Annotated in this window: 14 protein-coding genes, 1 tRNA gene and 3 pseudogenes; 7 read left to right on the top strand and 11 right to left on the bottom strand. The window is 53.7% G+C overall.

The features are described 5' to 3' along the window. The first annotated feature begins 84 nt into the window (after nt 1-84). Both recC and H3L92_RS00560 read left to right on the top strand, forming a co-directional pair. Nucleotides 85-3,306, top strand: coding sequence for an exodeoxyribonuclease V subunit gamma (gene recC, locus H3L92_RS00565; RefSeq protein WP_085366056.1), 3,222 nt, complete (start codon nt 85-87; stop codon nt 3,304-3,306). 249 nt (nt 3,307-3,555) lie between these two features. Continuing rightward, nucleotides 3,556-4,947: a DEAD/DEAH box helicase gene (locus tag H3L92_RS00560; protein ID WP_115336263.1), complete on the top strand. Its 1,392-nt coding sequence runs from the start codon at nt 3,556-3,558 to the stop codon at nt 4,945-4,947. Nucleotides 4,948-5,139: 192 nt separating this feature from the next. Here H3L92_RS00560 and H3L92_RS00555 read toward each other — a convergent pair whose 3' ends face one another. Continuing rightward, nucleotides 5,140-7,308 (bottom strand): primosomal protein N', encoded by a 2,169-nt coding sequence (locus H3L92_RS00555; protein WP_085366070.1) that lies wholly within the window; start codon nt 7,306-7,308, stop codon nt 5,140-5,142. A gap of 97 nt (nt 7,309-7,405) precedes the next feature. Here H3L92_RS00555 and rarD point away from each other — a divergent pair, with 97 nt between their 5' ends. Further along, nucleotides 7,406-8,320 carry an EamA family transporter RarD gene (gene rarD, locus H3L92_RS00550; protein ID WP_085366058.1) on the top strand — a complete coding sequence of 305 codons (915 nt, stop codon included), beginning with the start codon at nt 7,406-7,408 and terminating at the stop codon, nt 8,318-8,320. A 105-nt stretch (nt 8,321-8,425) separates the two neighbouring features. Here the strand turns inward: rarD and aroG are convergent, their stop codons facing one another. From aroG to rlmD, 8 genes are all read right to left on the bottom strand, one after another. Continuing rightward, nucleotides 8,426-9,472 carry a 3-deoxy-7-phosphoheptulonate synthase AroG gene (gene aroG, locus H3L92_RS00545; protein WP_085366059.1) on the bottom strand — a complete coding sequence of 349 codons (1,047 nt, stop codon included), beginning with the start codon at nt 9,470-9,472 and terminating at the stop codon, nt 8,426-8,428. Nucleotides 9,473-10,092: 620 nt separating this feature from the next. Further along, nucleotides 10,093-10,168 (bottom strand) — tRNA-Asn (locus H3L92_RS00540). A gap of 318 nt (nt 10,169-10,486) precedes the next feature. Continuing rightward, complete coding sequence (locus tag H3L92_RS00535) at nt 10,487-10,849, bottom strand: roadblock/LC7 domain-containing protein (RefSeq protein ID WP_085366060.1); 363 nt, start codon at nt 10,847-10,849, stop codon at nt 10,487-10,489. Between the two features lie 74 nt (nt 10,850-10,923). After that, complete coding sequence (locus H3L92_RS00530; RefSeq protein WP_085366061.1) at nt 10,924-11,565, bottom strand: peptidase M23; 642 nt, start codon at nt 11,563-11,565, stop codon at nt 10,924-10,926. A 1-nt stretch (nt 11,566) separates the two neighbouring features. Then, a complete protein-coding gene (locus H3L92_RS00525) occupies nt 11,567-12,103 on the bottom strand; it encodes a GTP-binding protein (RefSeq protein ID WP_054617398.1) in 537 nt (178 codons plus the stop codon). Between the two features lie 15 nt (nt 12,104-12,118). Continuing rightward, complete coding sequence (locus tag H3L92_RS00520; RefSeq protein WP_085366062.1) at nt 12,119-13,216, bottom strand: DNA-binding transcriptional response regulator; 1,098 nt, start codon at nt 13,214-13,216, stop codon at nt 12,119-12,121. A 27-nt stretch (nt 13,217-13,243) separates the two neighbouring features. Beyond that, nucleotides 13,244-14,620 carry a tetratricopeptide repeat protein gene (locus H3L92_RS00515; RefSeq protein ID WP_249025244.1) on the bottom strand — a complete coding sequence of 459 codons (1,377 nt, stop codon included), beginning with the start codon at nt 14,618-14,620 and terminating at the stop codon, nt 13,244-13,246. 247 nt (nt 14,621-14,867) lie between these two features. Further along, on the bottom strand, nt 14,868-16,196 hold the full coding sequence (gene rlmD, locus H3L92_RS00510; RefSeq protein WP_085366063.1) for a 23S rRNA (uracil(1939)-C(5))-methyltransferase RlmD: 1,329 nt from the start codon (nt 16,194-16,196) through the stop codon (nt 14,868-14,870). Nucleotides 16,197-16,342: 146 nt separating this feature from the next. Here rlmD and H3L92_RS00505 point away from each other — a divergent pair, with 146 nt between their 5' ends. The 4 genes and pseudogenes from H3L92_RS00505 to H3L92_RS00490 form a co-directional block, all read left to right on the top strand. Then, a complete protein-coding gene (locus H3L92_RS00505) occupies nt 16,343-17,353 on the top strand; it encodes a L,D-transpeptidase (RefSeq protein ID WP_085366064.1) in 1,011 nt (336 codons plus the stop codon). A 231-nt stretch (nt 17,354-17,584) separates the two neighbouring features. Further along, nucleotides 17,585-19,042 carry a TrkH family potassium uptake protein gene (locus tag H3L92_RS00500; RefSeq protein WP_085366071.1) on the top strand — a complete coding sequence of 486 codons (1,458 nt, stop codon included), beginning with the start codon at nt 17,585-17,587 and terminating at the stop codon, nt 19,040-19,042. 40 nt (nt 19,043-19,082) lie between these two features. Then, nucleotides 19,083-19,576, top strand: a pseudogene (locus H3L92_RS00495) (IS1595 family transposase); the annotation flags it as partial. A 113-nt stretch (nt 19,577-19,689) separates the two neighbouring features. Continuing rightward, nucleotides 19,690-19,842, top strand: a pseudogene (locus tag H3L92_RS00490) (IS1595 family transposase); the annotation flags it as partial. A gap of 20 nt (nt 19,843-19,862) precedes the next feature. Here H3L92_RS00490 and H3L92_RS13490 read toward each other — a convergent pair. Next, nucleotides 19,863-20,636 (bottom strand): annotated as a pseudogene (locus H3L92_RS13490) (integrase core domain-containing protein); the annotation flags it as partial. Between the two features lie 713 nt (nt 20,637-21,349). Next, on the bottom strand, nt 21,350-22,156 hold the full coding sequence (locus tag H3L92_RS00480) for a cytochrome C assembly family protein (RefSeq protein ID WP_085366065.1): 807 nt from the start codon (nt 22,154-22,156) through the stop codon (nt 21,350-21,352). Nucleotides 22,157-22,279 lie beyond the last annotated feature (123 nt).

The raw sequence follows: 22,279 nt of genomic DNA, 5'->3' as shown, positions 1-22,279 counted from the left end.
TATGGCGAAGCGGCCGTCTGAAACCGTTTTCAGACGGCCGCCCTTCATTCATAATCGCCCCTCCGGCCCATCAAAAAAACCATCATGCTCTATCTTTACCAATCCAACCGTTTGGAAGACCTGGCCGCCCTGTTCAACCAAGTGCACCGCCTGCAACCGCCGGCCGACCCGCTGGCGGAGGAAGAAATCGTGGTGCAGAGCCAAGGTATGCGGCGCTATCTCAACGCTTATCTGGCGCGCGAAACCGGCGTGGCGGCCAACCTGCGTTTCAGCCTGCCCGCCGGGCTGGCCTGGCGGCTGATGCGCGAACTGATACCGGGCATTCCCGCGCTCAGCCCGTTTTCGCCCGAAGTGATGCGCTGGCGTTTGCTGGGGCTGTTTCAAAGCCGGCTTTTTCAGACGGCCTCCGAATACCAAAGCGCGCGCGACGCGCTGCAAAGCTATCTGGGCAGCGGCGGTTCGGCGGCCTACCAGCTGGCGGGGCAGCTGGCGGATATTTTCGACCAATATCTGGTGTACCGCCCGCAATGGATAGACGCTTGGCAGCAGGGCAAAACCTTGGGCCTGGGCAGCGGCGAAAACTGGCAGGCGGCACTGTGGCGCTATCTCGACGACGGCAGCACGCAAACACCGCACCGCGTCGCATTATGGCGGCAGCTTCTCGGCGCGCTCGATAAAAGCAAGCTGCCCGAACGCTACTGTGTGTTCGGCATCGCCACCATGGCACCGATGTATCTGCAACTCTTGCAAGCGCTTGCCGAGCATTGCGACGTGCATATTTTCGCCCTCAACCCCAGCAGCGCCTATTGGGGCAATGTGATTGAAGCGGCGCAGGTGCTGCAACAAGAAGGCGATATCGATCTGAGTCAGGCAGGCCACCCGCTTCTGGCCTCGCTGGGTAAGCAGGGGCGCGATTTTTTCGACGCGCTGGCCGAAGTGCCCAAACACGAAATCCCCGTGTTCGACGACGAACCTTTTCAGACGGCCCCGCCCACCCTGCTGCGCTGCCTGCAACACGATATCCAAACCTTAACCATGCCGTCTGAAAGCTGCTATACCGCCGATGGCGTCGAAAACGACCGCTCGATACAGATTGTTTCCGCCCACAGCCCCCTGCGCGAATTGCAGATTCTGAAAAACCGCCTGCTCGCCGTTTTGGCCGAACACCCCGAATGGCAACCGCACGACATCGCCGTGCTCACCCCGAATATCGAACCCTACAGCCCGTTTATCGAAGCCGTGTTCGGGCAGGAACAAGCCGGGGCGCAGGCGCTGCCCTATTCGGTGTCGGACGTGAAAATCAGCCGCCGCCAACCGCTCTTTCAAGCACTTTCGCAAACACTCGCGCTGCTGGAAAGCCGTTTTGAAGTCGATCTGCTGCTGCCCTTGCTGGAAAACGACCTGGTGCTGCAACGTTTCGAACTCAGCCGCGACGACCTGCCGCTGCTGCACGACACCATCGCCGCGCTCAACGTGCATTGGGGGCTGGATAACGGAATGCGCGGCAGCAGCGACAACCTGTTCACCTGGCAGCAGGGCTTGGAGCGTTTGGCGCTCGGCTGGCTGCTGCCCGAAAACGGCAACCCGCTGTGGCACAACATCAGCGCCTGGCACGGCAACCCCGGCCAAACCGCCGTGCTCGGCCGCTTCACCGCCCTCGTGCGCACGCTCGCCGCCGCTGCCCGCGAATGGCAGCGCCCCGCCACCGTGGCCGAATGGGCCGAACGCGTGCGCAACCTGCTGACCGCACTCACCGCTCCCGGCAGCGGCGACCAATACGCCTGGCAGCAACTGAGCCAGTCGCTCGCCCGCTGGCAGCAGGAAGCCGCGCTGGCAGGCTTTGAAAGCCCCCTGCCTCAGCACACCGTTATCCGCCACATCGGCCGCTTTCTCGACAGCGAAAGCCAAGCCGGCTTTCTGCGCGGCGGCATCACCTTTTGCAGCATGGTGCCGATGCGCAGCCTGCCGTTCAAAGTTATCTGCCTGCTCGGCCTCAACGACGGCGACTTCCCCCGCAACACCAAAGCCGCCGCCTTCGACCTCATCGCCCGCCACCCCCAAAAAGGCGACCGCGCCCGCCGCGACGACGACCGCTACCTCTTTCTCGAAGCTATCATGAGCGCGCGCGAAATCCTGTATTTATCGTATGTGGGGCGCGACATCCGCAACAATCAGGAGCTGGCGCCCTCCGCCCTCTTAAACGAGCTGGCCGACACCCTTGCCGCCATGACCGGCCGCAGCACCCGCAGCTGGCACGAAAACCACATAGAACACCACCCCCTGCAACCGTTTTCACGCAGCTATTTCACCGGCCAACCCCGTTCAGACGGCCTGCAAAGCACCCGCCGCGACTATGCCGCCGCCCTGAACGCCCCTGCCACCGCCCCCGCACCCTTTTTCAGCGAACCGCCCGGCGAAGCCGGAAACACCGTGCAGGCCGTCAGCCACCACGAATTTATCCGCTTCTGGAAAAACCCCGTCAAAAGCTGGCTGCAACACACCCTCAACTGGCGCGCACCCTACCGCGACACCGCTTGGGATGCCGCCGAGCCGTTCGAACCGCAGCAGGCCGCCGCCATCGTCGCCGAATATACCGCCGCGCGCCGCAGCAACGAAAACTTCCAACAAACCGAAGCCCGCCTGCAAGCCGAAAGCCTGCTGCCCGCCGGAGAGCTGGGCATATTGTGGCAGCGCAAGTTCCAAGCGGCCGCCAAATCGCTCGACGGCACGCTGGTAGCCAGCCCCAAACTGCCCGCCCTGCCCTACACGCTCGAGCTTGACGGCACCACCCTATCGGGCAGCCTCAACCACCTCTACCAACACGGGCAGATTTACTTTCTCAGCGAGAAACCCCACTCTCCCGCGCACATCGCCATTCTGCTCGAACACCTGATTTTCTGCGCCGTGAGGCCGTCTGAAACCCCAAACCGCCAAACCCACCTGCTGCTGCCCGCCCAACCCGAAACCCTGTTGGAAATCCCGCAGCCGGAAGCGCTCGAACTGCTGCGGCAATGGCTGGATTATTACCGCCTCGGCCAAACCCGCCCGCTGCCGTTTTTCGCCCGCACCACGCTGAAAGCGGCCGAAGAGCTGGCGCAAAACAAAAGCAGGGAAGAGGCTGAAAAAGCCGCCCGAGGTGTCTATTACGGCAACCAAAACAGCAAAGGGCAGCGCGACTACACCGAAGTCGCTTTGGTGTTCGGCAACGACGAAACCCCGCCGATAGAAACCCCGCTGTTTTGGAATATGGCCGAACAGCTGCTCGCGCCGCTGTTGAAATATTCCAATCACAAAAGTGCCGAATAAACCCTGAAGCATTGGCAAAGTTTGCAGCATCACCGCCATATTCGGGCTTGACCCGAGTATGACACGGGTTTCAACAACCGCCTGCAAACGCACCGGACGCCCGCCCACCCCGGCATCCGATTTATGGCATAATAGAGACCGTATATCCGTCAGGCAGGCCACCGCCCTGCCTTATTTTTCCCCGATATTTTTTCAGACGGCCTATATTTTCACCGCCCGCACAGGCCGTCTGAAACGAAAGCAAACATTATGAATCCGACCTTTTCATCACTCGGCTTGGGCAGCGAAATCGTCGCCGCCCTCACCGAACAAGGCTACGAAACGCCCACCCCGATTCAGGCCGCCGCCATTCCCAAAGCATTGGCCGGACACGACCTTCTGGCCGCCGCCCAAACCGGCACCGGCAAAACCGCCGCCTTTATGCTGCCCAGCCTCGAGCGCCTGAAACGCTACGCCACCCCCAGCACCTCGCCCGCCATGCACCCCGTGCGCATGCTGGTGCTCACGCCCACGCGCGAGCTGGCCGACCAAATCGACCAAAACGTGCAGGGCTACATCAAAAACCTGCCGCTGCGCCACACCGTGCTCTTCGGCGGCGTGAATATGGACAAGCAAACCGCCGACCTGCGCGCAGGCTGCGAAATCGTCGTCGCCACCGTCGGCCGCCTGCTCGACCACGTCAAACAGAAAAACATCAATTTCAGCAAAGTCGAAATCGTGGTGCTCGACGAAGCCGACCGCATGCTCGACATGGGCTTTATCGACGACATCCGCAGCATCATGCGCATGCTGCCCAAACAGCGCCAAACCCTGCTGTTTTCCGCCACGTTCGCCCCGCCCATCCGCAAACTGGCGCAGGATTTCATGAACAACCCCGAGCAAGTGGAAGTGGCCGCCCAAAACGCCGCCAGCGCCAACGTCGAGCAACACGTTATCGCCGTCGACACCGCCCGCAAACGCAACCTGCTCGAGCGCCTGATTGTCGATTTAAACATGAACCAGGTTATCGTGTTCTGCAAAACCAAACAAAGCGTCGACCAGGTAACCCGCGATTTGCAGCGCCGCGAAATTTCCGCCCAAGCCATCCACGGCGACAAATCGCAGCAAACCCGCCTCGAAACCCTGGGTGCATTCAAAGAAGGCGCATTGCGCGTGCTGGTGGCCACCGACGTGGCCGCCCGCGGCCTCGACATCGCCGAGCTGCCGTTTGTGATCAACTACGAGCTGCCCACCCAGCCCGAAGACTATGTGCACCGCATCGGCCGCACCGGCCGCGCCGGCGCCGACGGCGTGGCGATTTCACTGATGGACGAACACGAACAGAAAATGTTCGAAGCCATCAAAGAGCTGACCCGCAGCCAAGTGGAAGTCGAGCGCATCGAAGGCTTCGAGCCGAGCTGGTGGCAGCAAGACGGCACCGCAGCAACCCCCGCCGCGCCGCGCACCGCCCGCGAACGCGAGCGCAACACCCGCGAGCCGAAAAACCGCGACAACAAATACGCCCGCAGCGAAAACCGCAACGAACGCCAGGCCGACCGCAACGACCCCGGCGCCGCCTGCGGCAAAATCGCCGGCCGCTCCCGCCGCAGCCGCCGCGAACGGCAGAAATGCGCCCTGCTGCAACCCAACTACGGCGCGTGAACCGCAGAGTGTTGAAGCCTTTGCACAATTCAACAAGCCTCACCGGCAGCTGCCCGGATCAACCCCGAACATGATGCAGACGTTTTAAAAACCTGGAATGGTTTTGGCAAAATATATCAGGCCGTCTGAAAAATTTGATTTTCAGACGGCCTGATATATTTTGCCGTTATGAGGCGGCCTTAAAGACCTCCTTCACATCTCCGCAGGATCCACATCCACCGACCACCTGATTTTGCCGTCGCGGTATTGCTGCAACACCTGCACCCACAGGCTCACGGCGCGGTGCAGGCTGCGGCGGTCGGGCGATTCTAAAAACACTTGCGCGCGCTCGCGTTCGGCCAGCCGCACCATAAACATCGGGGCGGGGCCGAACACGGATACGTTTTCACTGATTAACGGCTCGGTTACGGCTTTGATGCCGTTGAGAAAATCCATCGCGTCGGCCACTTTGGCGGCATCGGCGCGGATGGCCGTCTGAAAGGCAAACGGCGGCATATTCAGCAGCTTGCGTTCGGCCAATTCGGTTTCGGCGAAGATGCGGTAGTTTTGCGCTTTCACGGCGGCGAACACGGGGTGTTCGGGCAGTTGGGTCTGTATCAGCACGCTGCCTGCGGTTTGCGCGCGGCCGGCACGGCCGGAAACCTGCATCAGCTCGGCAAACAGACGCTCGGGGGCGCGGAAGTCGGCACTGTAAAGGCTGCCGTCGGCGTTGAGCACCACCACGAGGTTCAGGCGGGCGAAGTCGTGGCCTTTGGCGAGCATCTGGGTGCCGACCAGCACGTCGATTTCGTTGCCGGCGATGCGGCGGTATAAATCGGCCCAGTCGTTTTTATGGGTGGTGCTGTCGCGGTCGACGCGGGCAACGGCGGCTTGCGGCATCAGCGCGCGCAGGGTTTCTTCAACGCGCTGCGTGCCCTGGCCGACGGCGGTCAGGTCTTGGTTGCCGCAATCGGGGCATTTGTAGGGCACGCTTTGGCGGTAGTCGCAATGGTGGCAGCGCAGTTGGCGGGCACGCTGGTGCAGCACCATTTTGGCCGAACAGCGCGGGCAGCCGAAGGTGTGGCCGCAATCGCCGCAAAACAGGGCGGGGGCGAAACCGCGGCGGTTGAGGTAAACCAGCGACATACCGCCTTGTCGGTAATTTTGTTGTAAAAGTTTGAGGGCCTGCGGCGAAAAACCGTTGTCGAGTTTCAGACGGCCTACGTTTAAAACCTCCACCTGCGGCAGTTTGGCGGCGGCACGGGCGCGTTCGGCCAGCTCCAGCAGCCGGTAGGCGCCGCTTTGCGCTTTGTGCCAGCTCTCGAGGCTGGGCGTGGCGGAACCTAACACAATCGGGCAACCGCTCTGTTTGGCGCGCCACACGGCCAAATCGCGGGCTTGGTAGCGCAATTCGTTGTCTTGTTTGAACGAGCCGTCGTGTTCTTCGTCCACCACAATCAGGCCGATATCGGGCAGCGGCGTGAACACCGAGAGCCGCGTGCCGATAACCAGCTTGGCTTGGCCGAGCATGGCGCGCAGATAATCCTGCGCGCGCGCGCCGGCGGCGGTTTGACTGTGCAAAACGGCGGCCGGCACGTCGGCAAACCGCGCCTGCACCCGTTTGAGCAGTTGCGGCGTAAGGTTGATTTCGGGCAGCAGAAACAACACCTGTTTGCCCGCGGCCAGCACTTCGGCCATCACGTCGAAATACACTTCGGTTTTGCCGCTGCCGGTAATGCCGTAAAGCAGAAACGGTTGGAAAGTGCCGGCGGCGGCCTGCACGGCCTGCGATGCGGCCTGCTGCGCGGCGTTCAGCGTATGTTCGGACGGATTCAGCTTCGGCGCGGCGGCGTGCGAGGTGTGTATCCAGCCTTGGGCGGCCCACTCTTGCACGAGTTTGGGGGCTTGGTTGTTGATGCGTTTCAAGGCCGCCATTTCAAGGCCGTCTGAAAACAGCGCCTGCCATAATGCGTGTTGTTTGCGAAACCGCTCCGGCGGCGGTGTTTGTGCCCTGCCGGTTTCGTTTAAGGCATAAAACAGCGGCGGCTGCGGCATGCCAACGGGTTTCGGCTCTTTCAACCCTGCCGGCAGTGCGGCAAATACGGCCTGGCCGGTGGGGTAATGATAATAACGGGCGGTAAAGTCGATGAGCGCGCGCCAGCTTTCGGGCAACGGCGCCCCATCGGTAAAAGCCGTTTGCACGGGCAGGATTTTCTCAATTGCCATGCTGCTTTCCACGCCGCTTGCCCACACCACGCCCGCCACCGTTTTTCCGCGAAACGGCACCGCCACCCGGCAACCTGCGGGCAGCGCGGTCGGGTGGCGGTAGGTGAAGAGGCCGTCTGAAACCGGCACGTTTAACGCGATGTGGTGCAAAATCATGCGGGCATTATAAGGGATATGGCGGCTTTGCTGAATGCGGCATTGCGGCGGTGCGGCTTCAGGCGGATAATCACCGTCTTTACCCAGCCGATCTGTTATGAATTCCGCGTATTCCGCCCAAGAAACCCGCAAAGGCATTTGGTATGCCGCCGGCTGTTATGCCATTTGGGGGCTGTTTCCGATTTATTGGTATCCCATCAATCAGGCGGGCATGGCGGCCGATCAGGTGTTGGCGCAGCGGATTGTGTGGTCGGCGCTGTTTGCCGTGGCGGTACTGCTGTTCACCCATCAGCAGGGCGCGTTTGCCGCCGTGCTCAAACAGCCGAAGGTTCTGGCGGCGCTGGTGTTGAGCGGGTTCTGTATCGGCATGAACTGGCTGGTGTATTTGTGGGCGATTGCCAATAACCATGTACTTGATGCCAGCTTGGGTTATTTTATGTCGCCGCTCTTTAGCGTGTTTCTCGGCCGCGTGGTCTTGAAAGAACGGCTGGATAAGCTGCAAGCCGCTGCGGTGGCACTGGCGTTTGCGGGGATTTTGTGGCTGGCGGTGCCGGCCGGGCAGATGCCGTGGGTGGCGCTGCTGCTGACGCTGACTTTCGGATTCTACGGTTTTATCCGCAAGCTCGCGCCGGTGGGCGCTTTGGTGGGGCTGACTTGGGAAACCCTGATCCTGCTGCCGTTTGCGCTGGGCTATCTGGCGCACCATTATGCGGCAGGCAGTTTGCAGTTTGCCCAACTGGGCGCGCTGCCGCTGGCGGTGCTGCTCGGCTCAGGCATGATTACCACCGTGCCTTTATTGATGTTTGCCGCCGGTGCGCGGCGGATTCCGCTTTCGATGCTCGGTATGCTGCAATATTTTTCGCCGGTGCTGCAATTGTTGGCGGGTTTGCTGCTGTTCGGCGAAGCCTTCGATGCCAACCGCCTGATCGGCTACGGCTGGGTGTGGCTGGGCGTGGTGCTGTATTTGCTGGCAGTATGGCGGCAGTATCGCGCGGCAGGGCATAAGGTTTAGACGCCCAATTCCGAATGAAAAGGCAACAGGCTGTCTGAAACTTTCAGACGGCCTGTCATGGTAAAACACTTATTCAAAAAAATTATATTTCAACCCAAACGGTATTTATACACGACTGCGGTTTGCCTCAGCCAATAACGCCAGCAATTCTTCGGTCTTGTCCCAACCGATGCAGGCGTCGGTGATGCTTTGGCCGTAAGTTTCGGGCTTGTCCTGACGGCCTTCCACCAAATGGCTTTCCACCATCACACCCATAATATTGTTTTCGCCGTTGCGGATTTGCTGCGCCACATCTTCAGCCACCTCCATTTGGCGTTTGTAGTCTTTACGGCTGTTGGCATGGCTGAAATCCACCATCAGTTTGGGCGACACGCCGGCTTTTTCGAGCTGGGCGGCGGCTTCTTTCACATGCCCGGCGCTGTAATTCGGCTCTTTGCCGCCGCGCAGAATCACATGGCAATCCGGGTTGCCGCTGGTATGCACGATGGCGGAATGGCCGGTTTTGGTAACCGACAAAAAGTGGTGCGGATGCGAAGCCGCGCCGATGGCATCGATGGCAATTTTCAGGTTGCCGTCGGTGCCGTTCTTAAAGCCAACCGGACACGACAAACCACTGGCCAGCTCGCGATGCACCTGGCTTTCGGTGGTGCGCGCACCGATGGCACCCCATGAAATCAAATCAGCATAATATTGCGGCGTAATCATGTCGAGAAACTCGGTAGAGGCCGGCATACCCATATCGTTCAGCGTGAGCAGCAGCTTGCGGGCTTGACGCAGGCCGAAATTGATGTCGAACGTACCGTCTAAATGCGGATCGTTAATCAGCCCTTTCCAGCCCACGGTAGTGCGCGGTTTTTCAAAATACACGCGCATCACAATCAACAATTCTTTTTCGTATTTTTTGCGCAGCGGCAGCAAACGTTCGGCGTATTCGAGCGCGGCTTTGGGGTCGTGAATCGAACAGGGGCCGATAATCACCAGCAAGCGGTTGTCTTCACCGTGAACCAACTTGGCAACTTCATGGCGGGTTTGGTAAACCAAATCGGCAGCAGTTTCACTAATAGGCAGCTCGTAAAGATGGGCAATCGGCGGCAGCAGTTCTTTAACTTCTTTGATTTTAACGTCGTCTGTTTGGTGGCGTGGCGGAGTCATGATTGTTCTTTTCTATATAAATGAATCAGGCTGCAAAGATTAGCGGCTCATACGGGCTATGGCAAGCATAAAAACCTTTTTTTAGCTATTTTATTGTGTAAATCTATGATTTTTGTTTTTATGAGAATTTAAATTTTTCAATTTAATAAATACTGGAATTTTATATCAATAAAATAAATATTAAAACTTACCGGCCAACATATATCCGATACACTCAGGCAGCGGTAACCGGATTTTTGCCTGTTTCTCTCGAAACGAAACCTTTACAAAACTACCTTAAGGTCGTCTGAAATATCCGATTATCGTCATTCCCGTGTAGGCGAGAATCCAGTCGTTTGTTTGTAAGTTGTTGAAATAAAATAATTGATGGTTTTAAGGCTGGATTTCTGCCTACGCGGGAATGACGGAATTTAAAAGCATTTCAGACGGCCTTAAGGTGGTTTTGTAAAGGTCTCAGTCTATACCCAATCAATTTAAGAAGAATTGCCCCATCATAACCAAACCTGATGAAATGGAGTTACTAAATAATTGGTTTAACTATAGAAATATAGGAATTTAATCGTAGTGAAAATACACAAAAGAAAAACCTAAACAATTATATTGTTTAGGTTTAAGAAATTTGGCTCCCCGACCTGGGCTCGAACCAGGGACCTGCGGATTAACAGTCCGTCGCTCTACCGACTGAGCTATCGGGGAAAATTTAAAGAATTAAATTATACTTGCTTTAGTAAAACTCTGTCAAATATTTTCATTAAGCAAGTCTACCACTGCGAACAATATTTTATCCGAAACCTTATTCAGACATGTTGGATTCACTTAACTTTCACTACGGAGTAGCCGAACCTTAGCTTGAAGAAAACGGTGTTACAAGCCGCTAAAGCGGTAACGAAATCACTTTCGTATGTATGCTGCCTCGTATCAAATGAGTGAATTCACTTCTTAAAATATAGATTACAACGGTAAAAACCCAGCGCAACCAAACAACAGGCGGATTGCAACAAAGCCGGCTCTTTCTTACAAAATATCGGCAATGTGTTTAGCCGCGCGTTTGGCATCCAGCAGAATCAAGCCCAATTTGCCGCTTTCCCGGGCCATCAAAGCCAAAACCGCATTGCTGCCTGCTTGGCTCAGTAAAACATAACCGTTCGAACCTTTCACCATCACCTGGTCAAGCTCGCCGCAAGCCAGCTCGTGCACGGCGCGGTTACCCAATGCCAGCAAAGTTGCAGACATGGCACCCACGCGGTCGGCATTCAGGTTGCTGGGCAACAGGGTCGCAATCGGCAAGCCGTCGGTTGAAATCACCGCAGAGGCGGTAATATCGGTAGATGTATTGTTCAAATCGCTTAACACAGAAATCAATAATTGTTCACGCATTTTTTATCCTATCTCACTAAAGTGGACAGGCCGTCTGAAAATCAGCCTGTCGGGTGAATGTTTACAGTATTGGTTTAATGCCGCCCGTAACGGTTATGCAATACTTTCACCAAAGTAACAAACTCTTCTTTGTTTAAATCGGGCAGGCCGCCGATAACCAAAATCAGTTTGCTCATGCCGATATAGAGGGGGAAGAAAGTTAATTCGCTTTGGCCGGAAGGGTCGCAAATACCCCACGCGCTGTGGTGGATATGCAGGTTGTTTTTAATCAGCAGCTGGTGTTTGTCAACAACGGCTGCAATTTCACCAGCCAGAATACCCACTTCTTCCGCCGCTTCGTGATGGAAACCGGCGTTGGCAAAATACAAACCGTTTTCGTCTGCCAACAAGGCCTTACCTGAATTCGACAACTTGGCCAACAGCTCGGGCAACTCTTCGTCGGTCAGGTTGGTGTCTTCACTGCCGACATTCTCGTCACCGTATAAAAACTCCAAACGCTGAAGGCGGTAAAGCAGGTTTAACGCGCTGTCGATATCGCTGGTATCTGCCCAAGCCAAAAGTTTTTCGCTGCTAATGGTTTCGGCAGGATTCGCCCGCAACAAACCGTATAATAGCGTCCGGCTGGCGCTGGGCGTATCTCCCGAAACCGCATAATATGCACCGGCCGGCGTGATTTTAGGGTACAAATTTGATTGTAAAGAAAGTGTGGATTCCATCTTATACCTCTAATCCCGGGTCAATTGAAAAGAGCATTGCACTAACCAATTGTTTGACATCGTCTTCTCGGCGTGCATCGATTTCAAATACCGGTACATTAAAATTATTCTGTGCCAAATATTTTTGATATACATCCACCCCCGGCAAGGAACGGATATCCATTTTGGTAACGCCTACAACCAGCGGAGCGGTTTTCAGCAATTCACGGAAAGCATCCAAGAAAAACTGCAAGTCTTTCAAAGGATTGGTTCGCGTGTTATCCAACAGCAAGATCAAGCCCATACTCCCTTGGCTCAAAATCTCCCACATAAAGTTGAAACGCTCCTGCCCCGGCGTGCCATATAGGTGGACTTTGGTTTCTTCGTCCAAACGGATAACACCATAATCCATAGCAACCGTTGTATAGCCTTTGCGTACCAAGGTCATATCGGAAGCATCGGCATCGGTTTGTACCGGCGGTTCGTCGGACAATGCGGAGATAGCCGTTGTTTTACCCACGCCTACGGGGCCGGTAAAAATAATTTTATTCTCTTTCATTTATAACCCCTTAAATTATTTCTTGCCGATAAGTTTGCGCATCAGGCGCTGCAACAGGCTGCGCGGCTGCTCGGCAGACGGGCTGACTGCTTTTTGGGCGTCTTTGCTCATTTGGTTGTCGGGAACTTCGCCGCCTACTTTCATGCCTTCCGCGGATACATTGGCCGGTTTGTCTTGATTGGTGAATTCGGCATCGGTAGCCAAAAAGCCGGTAACGTAGGTTGCGGCCAGATAGTTGAGGATATCCGGCATTTCCAAGGGCATAACTTTATAAAGAATGTTCAGGTTAACTGATGTTTTGGTCAAAAATGCCGATAGTCGCATAGACTCCGGCACCGGAGCCAAACGGGTCAGGTTGGGCCAGCGTTTGAGTGTAAATACGGTTTGCGGCGTCATCGGATAAATCAGGCGGCCTTGCGCCGTCCAAATAGCCATTTGCCACAGGCACGACATAATCGTTACTTTGGCTTTTTCTTTCCACTGGGGATTATCAGGCACCGCTTTGCAAACTACCGCAAGGTTGTCGTCTTTGCTCAGCTTTTCAAGTTCGGTTGCACTCACCGTCAGCAATACGCGCTGGATACTGGGGAACACTATCAATACCGGCTTGCCTTCATGCAAAACGGCAATATCCTGACTGCCTTGGCTGGCGAATCTTAAAGCACCCAGCAAGCCTTTTTGCGGATTAAAGCGGTGGATGGTTGCCTTGCGTGCGCCGTCTGCTCCTACGCCGCCCGAAGTTTCGTGCTGTTTCTGCTCGGAAAATTCAAAAATCCCGCCGCCTTGCGACAAACTTCTCAAAATCGGGAACAGGGTATCGAATTTAATCGGCTTGGCCAGATAGGGCGTGGTAACGTTTGGCTCTTTCGCCGAAAACATGGCCACCGGAACGTTGGGATAAGCTTCTTTTGCTTTTTTCCAGCTGGCAATACCCTGCTCGGTATCGGTATCCACCAAAACCAAATCCGGTTGTTCCGCCGATTCGGCAGTAACGATTTCGTAATTGGTGGTGTTGTGCATTTTAAATGCCATACGGAAAACGGCTTCTTGTTGCTCGCCCATCTCTTGCAGCATGATCCGTACGGTTTTTACTTTCGGTAACAGGTTGTCCATTATCGGCACTCTTTAAAAAAGTATTTACTATTTAGACTGTTGATTCACTCGGCGTAACAACCGGCTCATCGCCAAAACAACTTCCTCAGGCAGGCTTGCCACACGTTCGCGGAGCAGGCGCAAGAATTGTTCCAAACGGGACCAATCTTCTGCGCGCTCGTAAAGGTCGAACAGCATGACATACAGCTGGGATTCTTGCGGATATTGCAATACTGCCTGCTCCAAAGTGCCGATGGCCTGATCCAATTGGCCGTACATCAGCAAAGATTCCACTTCTTTGATTGCCTCTTCGGCCGGTGAGGAATTTGCGCTGATAAGCGAATCGTCTTTTTGCACCAAATCACGGTACTTGGATTTCAGTTGCAGGGAAGTTGGTTGTAAATAACCTCTTGCCAGTCCGATTTCACGAACTTTCTGTTCAGACGGCCCCTTTTCCAAATCGTCGAATACTTCGTGGTATCCCAGGCTGTAACCCCAGCCCAGCATACGCTCTTTTACCTGACGACCGTATTGCCCTAATGTGTAATACAATTTCCACAAGTGTTTTGCAAACTGGTTGACTTCTTCGTTTTGATAGTCGAGCTTCAACGCGTCGATAATCAGACTTGCGGGTTTAGCCGATTTTTGAATGGCTTTGTTATATTGGCGCAGAGCGGTTTCGTAATCCACTTTGCCCCTTAGAATCTTGGCGCTCTTTTCCGGCTTCACGAAACCGATAACCGCGCCCATTTCTTCTTCCGTTACGCTGTCCAAATCGGCATTGCGGCCGATAACGATCGGTGTGCGGGTGTCTGCGCCTGTTTCGCCGGCATGGCCTGCGTTAGCGGTATTGATGGTTAAAGTGGGTGCAGATACTGCGGATTGGATTTCGTCCAAGCCGGTTTTTTCACCGATTTGGCGCGACACTTCCTGCATGCTCCAACCCAAACGGCGTTCTGCCATAACGCGCAATTGCAGGTGCGTAGCATTGGCAACCAGGCCTGCTTTTACATATTCGGCCACACTTTCTTCAGGCAGAACGTTACCGTGCCGCTCCAGCGTGTCGGCCAGCAGATCGATGTCGCCGGTACGCAGGCTCAAGCCCACCAATTCGTGCACGAGTTTTTCGGGCGCGCCGTCGGTCAGCCCGTTCAGATAACCGGCCAAAGAGGCGGCCGCTTTGCTTTCATAGCCGAACTGTTTGTAAACTTGGTATTCCGTCAGCGGATCGACTTCTTGGGCGGATACGGCTGCGGTTGATGCTTCGGTTTGGCCTACGCTGTCCCAACCCCAATCGTTGTTTTCGGTTTCCGACACCGACTGGGAAACCTGGCTCATCCAATCCCCACCGTCCGAAGCGTGTTCCCCGCTTTCCGTGCGACGGCCGGATTCAGACGGCCTGCCTGTTTTTTGCTTTTTTTGCACCGCCCGTACTTTGTTTGTAGCGAACAAACAATAAAACGAGCAAAGCCGAAAGCATTACTATGATTAAAAGTGAATAATCCAAGGATATCTCCCGATACGTGTTGCAGCCCGAACAAATTAATTCAAAACGGATTTCGTATTAAAAGCGGGCATACATAAAGTAATACTGTCCCCTTAAGTGCATTATGATAACATGATTTAACCGATTATTACATCAAAACGTATCGGCACGTCATTAATGTGGGTATTAATGCAACTCAAACCAAGCTATCGATTCCACATGCGCTGTTTGGGCGAACATATTCATCACGCCTGCCGCTTTGAAGCGGTAGCCCTTGCCGGCTAATACAGCGGCATCTCTGGCCAACGTAGACGGATTGCAAGATACATAAACTATCCTTTTCGGTAAATAGGGTGCGTGTAAAGCCTGTACGACGGCATAAGCGCCGCTGCGGGGCGGATCGAGCAGCATTTTATCGAAATGCCCCCATTGCGCCACTGTGGCGGGCGTGGTGTCAAACAGGTCTGCCTGCCGGAACGTTGCATGGCGGCAACCGTTTGATGTTGCGTTCTCGCGGGCGCGGCTTACCAAATAATCCGCCCCTTCCAAGCCGACAACCGTGGCACCGCTTTTTGCAATGGGCAGGGTAAAATTACCCAACCCGCAAAACAAATCGGCCACGCGCTCGTTGGGCCGTACATCAAGCAGCCTTAAGGCGCGCGCCACCATCAGTGCGTTCATTTCGGCGTTGATTTGGGTGAAATCGCCGGGGCGGAAAGGCATTTCCACATCGAATTCGGGCAGACGGTAAGCCAGCTTCGGTGCACTTTCGGGGCAAAGCGGATAAGCTGCTTTGTTGCCGTGCTGTACCCATATCTGCCATTTTCTACTGCTTTGGTTAAGGCCGTCTGAAAACTCTTCAAGCAGTTTGCGGGCGGCTTTGTTCGGTATTTCCTGCATACAGACATTCAAAACCGTCAGCTGTTCCCCGACGGCGCATTCTATATAGTTAACCCGTCCGTTTATCTTAACAAAATCCTGCATCAGCCGGTTCAGGCCGGGCAGTATGCGGGAAACATGATCGGGCAGCACGGGGCAGCTTTCTACCGCCACCACATCATGGCTTTGCTTTGCCTGAAAACCCACGCCGATGCGCCCCTGTTTATCTGCGGCCACGCTGAAGCGTACCCTGTGGCGGTATGCCCATGCGCTGCCGTAAACCGGCGGCAGGATTTGTTCGGGCAACACTTTGCCTATCCGTAACAGTTGCTCTTCTAATATTCTCTGTTTAAAGGCAATTTGCGCACCGTGCGAAGCGTGTTGCAATACGCAGCCGCCGCATGTGTCGAAATAACAACACTTGGGTGCAACCCGTTCTTCAGACGGCCTGATAATGTTTGTTGCCACCGCTTCGTCAAACTGTTTTTTGCTGCGGGTAACGCGGAATGCCACCCGCTCGGTCGGCAGTGCGCCTTTAATAAAAACCGTTTTGCCGTTTACACGGGCAACTCCCCTGCCCTCGTAATCTATCGAAAACACGTCGGCCGTATTATTTAATTCAACTACTTGTTTCATTTTCTGAGCCGTAAAATACGGGCCGGAATGCCGTTTTCGGCGCGCCCTTATCCCAAAACGGTGTATTTTCTCACAAAAATCTGCGGATTACGGTATGATTCGTGCAAGTTTTACCCCTTGAATCATAACAACACAGCTACTTAACGATGAAAAAAATCAGTTTCGGCCTCGTTGCCGCGTCTTTTTGCGCCGCCGCTGCGGCCAACACACCGGTTCCCGACCACCAGCCTATGTCGGCAGGACAACACGTTGTTATTAACATTCCCCAGCAGCGCCTGTTCCTCTATACCGACGGCAAACTAACCAAAGTTTACCCCGTTGCAGTAGGCAAGGCGGCTACGCAAACGAATTTGGGCGAGCACAAAATCGGTGCAAAAGCATTCAACCCCACTTGGCATATTCCCAAAAGCATCCAAAAGGAGCGCAACGACGGTGTGAAAACCGTTCCGCCCGGCCCGAACAATCCGCTGGGGCCGGTGTTTGTGCGCATGGGTGACCCCAAGCTCGGTTTGGGCATTCACGGCACCAACGCCCCGGCCAGCGTGCCCGGGGTGCGCAGTCACGGCTGCGTGCGTATGAAATCACCCGACGCGCTGGAATTCGCCAAAACCATTACCAGCGGCTCGCCTGCTTCGGTTATCTATCAGATGGCCGCATTGAACACCGATGCCAACAACAACCTCTGGCTGGCCGCCTACCGCGACCCCTATAACCAAAAAAACCTCAACACCGAAGCCTTGCGCAAAAGCATCAACGCTTGGGCGAAAGCACACGGCAAAACCGTCAACCCCAAGCGGGTGGACGCGATTTTGAAAAACCGCACCGGCCAGATCAATTGTTTAACCTGTGCCAAAGGCGTGAAAGTGAAAGGCCCGCTGCAATCGCTGGCTTGGAACAGCGGCTCGGCCGCCCACACCAAACCGAAAGTGGCGCCGCCGCCCGCGCCGGTTAAAGACGAAGTGTTGCCGGCGGGAACCGAAATCGAAGTGGATGCCGGAACCGACAAACCCGTTACTCCTGCCGCTCCCACAGCACCCGCTTCCGCGCCGGCAACAGCGCCGCAGCCGCCGAAAGCGCCCGAGGCTCCCTACCAACCCGTGCGCCCCGCTCCCGAACAGTATCAGAAATATAAAGAACCGACGGATACGCTGTTTTAACCTTACACTGCGGCACAATCCGCTACCGGAAGGCCGTCTGAAACGTTTTCAGACGGCCTGTGTTTATTCATGGTTTCCGGTTGGGGCGTGCAGTCAGAAGGCTTTTTGTGTTTTATCTGTTTTTGTTAGAATGCAGGCGGTTGCCGCGGTTGCAGCCGCATCTTGAACTTTCCACCGTTTCAGACGGCCTCGTGTGCGCCATCGGGCCGGGGCCGTCTGAAATTGTTTGCCATGTATAAAATCATTCCCATTGTCCACATTCTATCCAAGCTCGGCGTATTGTTTTCGATATTGCTCTTGGTGCCCACGTTCGTATCGTATCTGTTTCTCGACGATGCCCTGCACGCGTTCGGCTCGACTGCGCTGGTTACCATTATCGCTTCGTGCGCCGTCTGGCTGCTAACGCTGCAATACCACCGCGAATTGCGCGTGCGCGACGGTTTTACGCTGGTGTGTATGCTGTGGGTGGGCTTCGCGCTGGTGGCGGCCATGCCGTTTTATCTGTATTTTCCGCACATGAGCTACACCGATGCGCTGTTTGAGGCCATGTCGGGCTTAACCACCACCGGCTCCACCGTTATCAACAGCCTGGACACGCTCGCCCCTTCCATCAACTTTTGGCGGCATATGCTCAACTGGCTGGGCGGCATGGGGATTATCGTGCTGGCCGTAGCCATTCTGCCCATGCTCGGCGTGGGCGGCACCCAGCTTTTCAAGGCCGAAATCCCGGGCATCGACAAAGACAGTAAAATGGCGCCGCGCATTTCCCAAGTGGCGAAGAAACTCTGGCTAACCTACGCCTGCGGCACCTGCGTGGTGCTTTTGGCGCTGCATTTTGCCGGCATGAACTGGTTCGATGCGTTCTGCCATGCCATGTCCACCATTTCGCTGGGCGGATTTTCCACCCACAACGACAGCATTGCATATTTCAATTCGCAAACCATCGAGCTGATCGTGATGGCGGGCACCCTGTTCGGCGCCGTGAATTTTGTTACCCATTTCTCGGCTTTCGGCGCCCGCTCGCCCCGCCGTTATTGGCAAGACGAAGAATTCCGCATCATCGTCGGCGTGCTTTTTGCCAGCATCGCCGCCGTGAGCCTCTATTTGTGGCACAAACAATATTACCCCTCTTTGGAAGAGGCGCTGCGCTACACGGCCTTCAATTTTATTTCGGTGAGCCTTTCCAGCGGCTTCACCAACACCGATTTCGGCACTTGGCCGCTGATTACCGCGCTGTGGATGTTTTTTCTCGCCAATATCCTGCCCAGCTCCGGCTCGATGGGCGGCGGCATTAAAAACGTGCGCGCCATTATTCTGGCCAAATTCAGCCTGCGCGAAATGCTGTTGCTGCTCCACCCCAACGCCGTGCGCAACGTTAAGGTAAACGGCCGCACCATCCCCGAACGCACCGCGCTCACGGTGATGGCTTTTATTTTCGTGTATTTTATGACGGTGGTGCTGTTTACCTTTTTCATGATGATTGCAGGCATGGACTTCATCTCGGCCTTCGGCGCCGTTATCGCCTGCATCACCAACTCCGGCCCGGGTTTGGGTTCGGTCGGCCCTGCATATAACTATGCGGCCTTAACCGACATTCAAAAATGGCTGTGCACCGCCGTGATGCTGCTTGGGCGTTTGGAAATTTTCACCGTTTTGATTTTGTTTACCCCGCCTTATTGGAAAAAATAAAGGGGCTGAAGTAGATTAACAGTCATGATAGACTGCCGAAATAAAGATAACTAACTGTAAATTAAAAGAGAATATCCAAAGAAAACTGCCTGAATATTTCATATTGGAAGTAACGGCACGTTCGGTAGCCGATATCTTGTATACAGTCCAATACCACCAACCCCTTTTACCGCAAAATCCGCCTTGTTATTCAGTCACCATTTAGCTTTGGAAGCAGATCACATCTTTGAAGGTTCTGTAAAGTTGGATGAAAGTTACTTTGGCGGAAAACGTAAGGGGAAACGCAGCAGGGACTCTGCCGGCAACGTAGTGTTTTTCGGCATTCTCAAACGCGGTGCAAAGTTTATACGGTTATGGTAGACAATACAAAAAGAGAAAGTTTACCCCCTGTTATGAAAAGAAAATTACGCCGGGCAGCGTGGTTTATACAGATCGTATGAGTAGCTATGATGTGCTGGCTGTTAGCGGTTTTCACCATCCAAGAATTAACCATGGCAAGCAATTTACCAACTGGCGGAACCACATTATAGTGGATTAAAATAAGAATGCCGAAGTAGGGTAAAACGATTCTTTAGCATATCGCCCAATTGCAAGTTTGAATGCAGTTATTTCATTTCGGAGTTTTTATTTGAATTCACTATAACAGCATAGAAAATTTTTGGAATCCGACGAAGCGTGTCTTACGGAAATACAACGGAATTGACCAGAAATCGTTACTCTTGTTCTTAAAAGAATGTGAGTTTCGTTTTAACTTTGGTGTACCAAAGCAACAGTTAAAAATCCTGCAGTGGGAAAAGGTCGGGTTGTTTACATCACAGATTGAGAATGAAGCCTGCAAAACCTCAAAAGGCGTATCGCCCTTCAGGCTTTTGTGCGGCTTAACCGTGTTATAAAAATTCACAAAGCGGCATAACTCTTTTCGCCGGTGTTCCGTATCTTGAAATGGTATTTTATCGTGCCACATCTCCATCAGGGTGCGGATCACCCGTTCGGCTTTGCCGTTGGTCTGCGGTCGGGCGATGCGGGTGAATTTTTGTTCTATATTGTTTTGTACGCAGGCCAAGCCAAAGGGATGTCCCGCATTGCCCCGGTATTCCGCACCGTTGTCAGAATAAGCGCATTCAACGGTATAAGGACAGCAATCTATAACGTCGTGCAACAGAAACTTAGCCGCACTGGCTACGGTACGATCCGGCAGAATGGCTGTATAAAGTTCCCGGGAAAAGTCGTCAATCGCAATAAACAGATAATCGCGTGGGTCGGTTACTTTTTGGTTTTGCAACAAAGGAAGGCGTTTGGTGTCGAAATGTACCATTTCGCCCTGATAGGACTTGTTGTAGCGCTTTGCCTGCTTCTTGAGCTTCTCTTCGATTGCGCGCTCGACTTTGGCCAGGCGCTTCATGCCGTATTTGGCTTGCTTGAAGCGGTTGTTGGTGCTTTTTTTTGCGGTACCAGCAACTGTACTCTTGCGGCTTTCAGAATGCGGTAATGGTTACCCTGCTGACCATATAACGCTGATTTTATCCTGAGTGTAAGCCCGCCAAATGGCTTGCCGGTGATGTGGAGTGAGCCAAGTATTTTTATGCATGTTCATATCAGTATTGTCCTTTAATACTGTAAACAACACGATCAATTCCTACATCTCAGGCTACTGATGCTGATGCTTCAGACATTGATTCCTGTCAGTTTGGCGGTAACGGAAGCGGTTCAATCGAAGGCGAAAAGCTGCAAGATCTGATGGAATTTAGGCTTAGTAATTTTACTGAACTTTTGATACGTATTTTTTAATCCTATTTTAGTAGCTTACATTATATTTGGTGATTTTGCTTCCTAAGCCCCAAACATATTTTTGGGATTTATGAGAATTGTCAAGAATTTTGAAAAACATGGACAAACCCCTTATATTATTGATAATAATAAAAAACATTAGCAATCATTTCAGCAAAAAATAAAAGCCGTTTAGCATATAAGGTGTAAACAATCCAACTTCTCACAACAGAAAGGCCTCAACACAAGTATGTTACCAACACACTCAGCTACAGGTTCATGCTGAAAAATCTTTGTTTATTAACTTTAAATTTTAAAATTTTAAGTTTTTGGCCGATATTTTGTTTTTGTGCCTGTTTATGGGTTAGAGTGCTTGCACTTTCAATTTAAATGAATTACATTCTGTTACATAAAGTGATTAACATCACCATGCCAAGTACACAAAGGCATATATTAAATAGAGAGAGAATTTCCGGCATTACCAAAAACAGGCTGCTTTGAAGGCAGCCTGTTTTATTTGCACTTTTGAAACCTTTCGCCCTAGCGGTGCAGAATGATCTCCAGCACGAATTTACTGCCCACATAAGCCAGCATCAGGCTGACGAAACCGATTATCGTCCACACGGCGGCTTTTTTGCCGCGCCATGCGGTCATGCCGTGTTTCAACAGCAGGCCGCCGTAAATCAGCCACGAGAGTATGCCGAACACTGATTTATGGGTGAACGCAAACGGTTTGCCGAACACGGTTTCGGCGAAAAACGTGCCGCTTATTACGGAATAGGTCAGCAGCAGAAAACCCGCCCATATGCCTTGGAACATCAGCTTTTCAAGGCTCAGCAGGGGTGGCAGAAAAGATACCAAAGGCGAAAATTTTTTCTTGTGCAGGTTGCGGTTCAACAGCAAAACCAGCACCGCCAGCAAAGTTACGATACCGAACAGCCCGTAGGCCAGCAGCGATGCGCCCACATGCAGCATAAACGGCCAATCGCTGATTTGGTAGCCGGTAAACTTACCGGGGAACACCGCCGCAAGCAGCAGCGACAACGCCGCACACGGGTAGAGCAGCAATTGCAGCCCGCGCAGGTTATAGAAGAAGCTGCCCAGGCAATACATCATCAGCATCAGCCACACAATCAGGCTCACCGAATAGCCGAAACCCATCACCAGCACCCTGTCGTGCAGCACGGGCAAAAACAGCACCGCGCCCTGCAACAGCAATGCGGGGGCGAGCACCGCCAATTCCGTTTTCAGCGGATAAGGCCGGCCGTCGCGCTTCTTGTGGTGCAGCCATACGAATACCGCCATTCCCGCATACAGCAGCATCAGGCAAATCAATACTATCGGCATGACAAACTTTCTTTTGCACGCATACTCACGAAGCTGCGTGTGGTGTAAAATAAACCGATTTTATCAAAAACGGCGGCGCCTATTGAAACTTTAATGCGGTTTTGCCGTTTTCAGACGGCCTCA

This window comes from Neisseria dentiae, from assembly GCF_014055005.1.
Classification (GTDB): domain Bacteria; phylum Pseudomonadota; class Gammaproteobacteria; order Burkholderiales; family Neisseriaceae; genus Neisseria; species Neisseria dentiae.
Note: the sequence above shows the minus strand (reverse complement) of the source record. Positions and strands in the feature narration are given on the sequence as shown.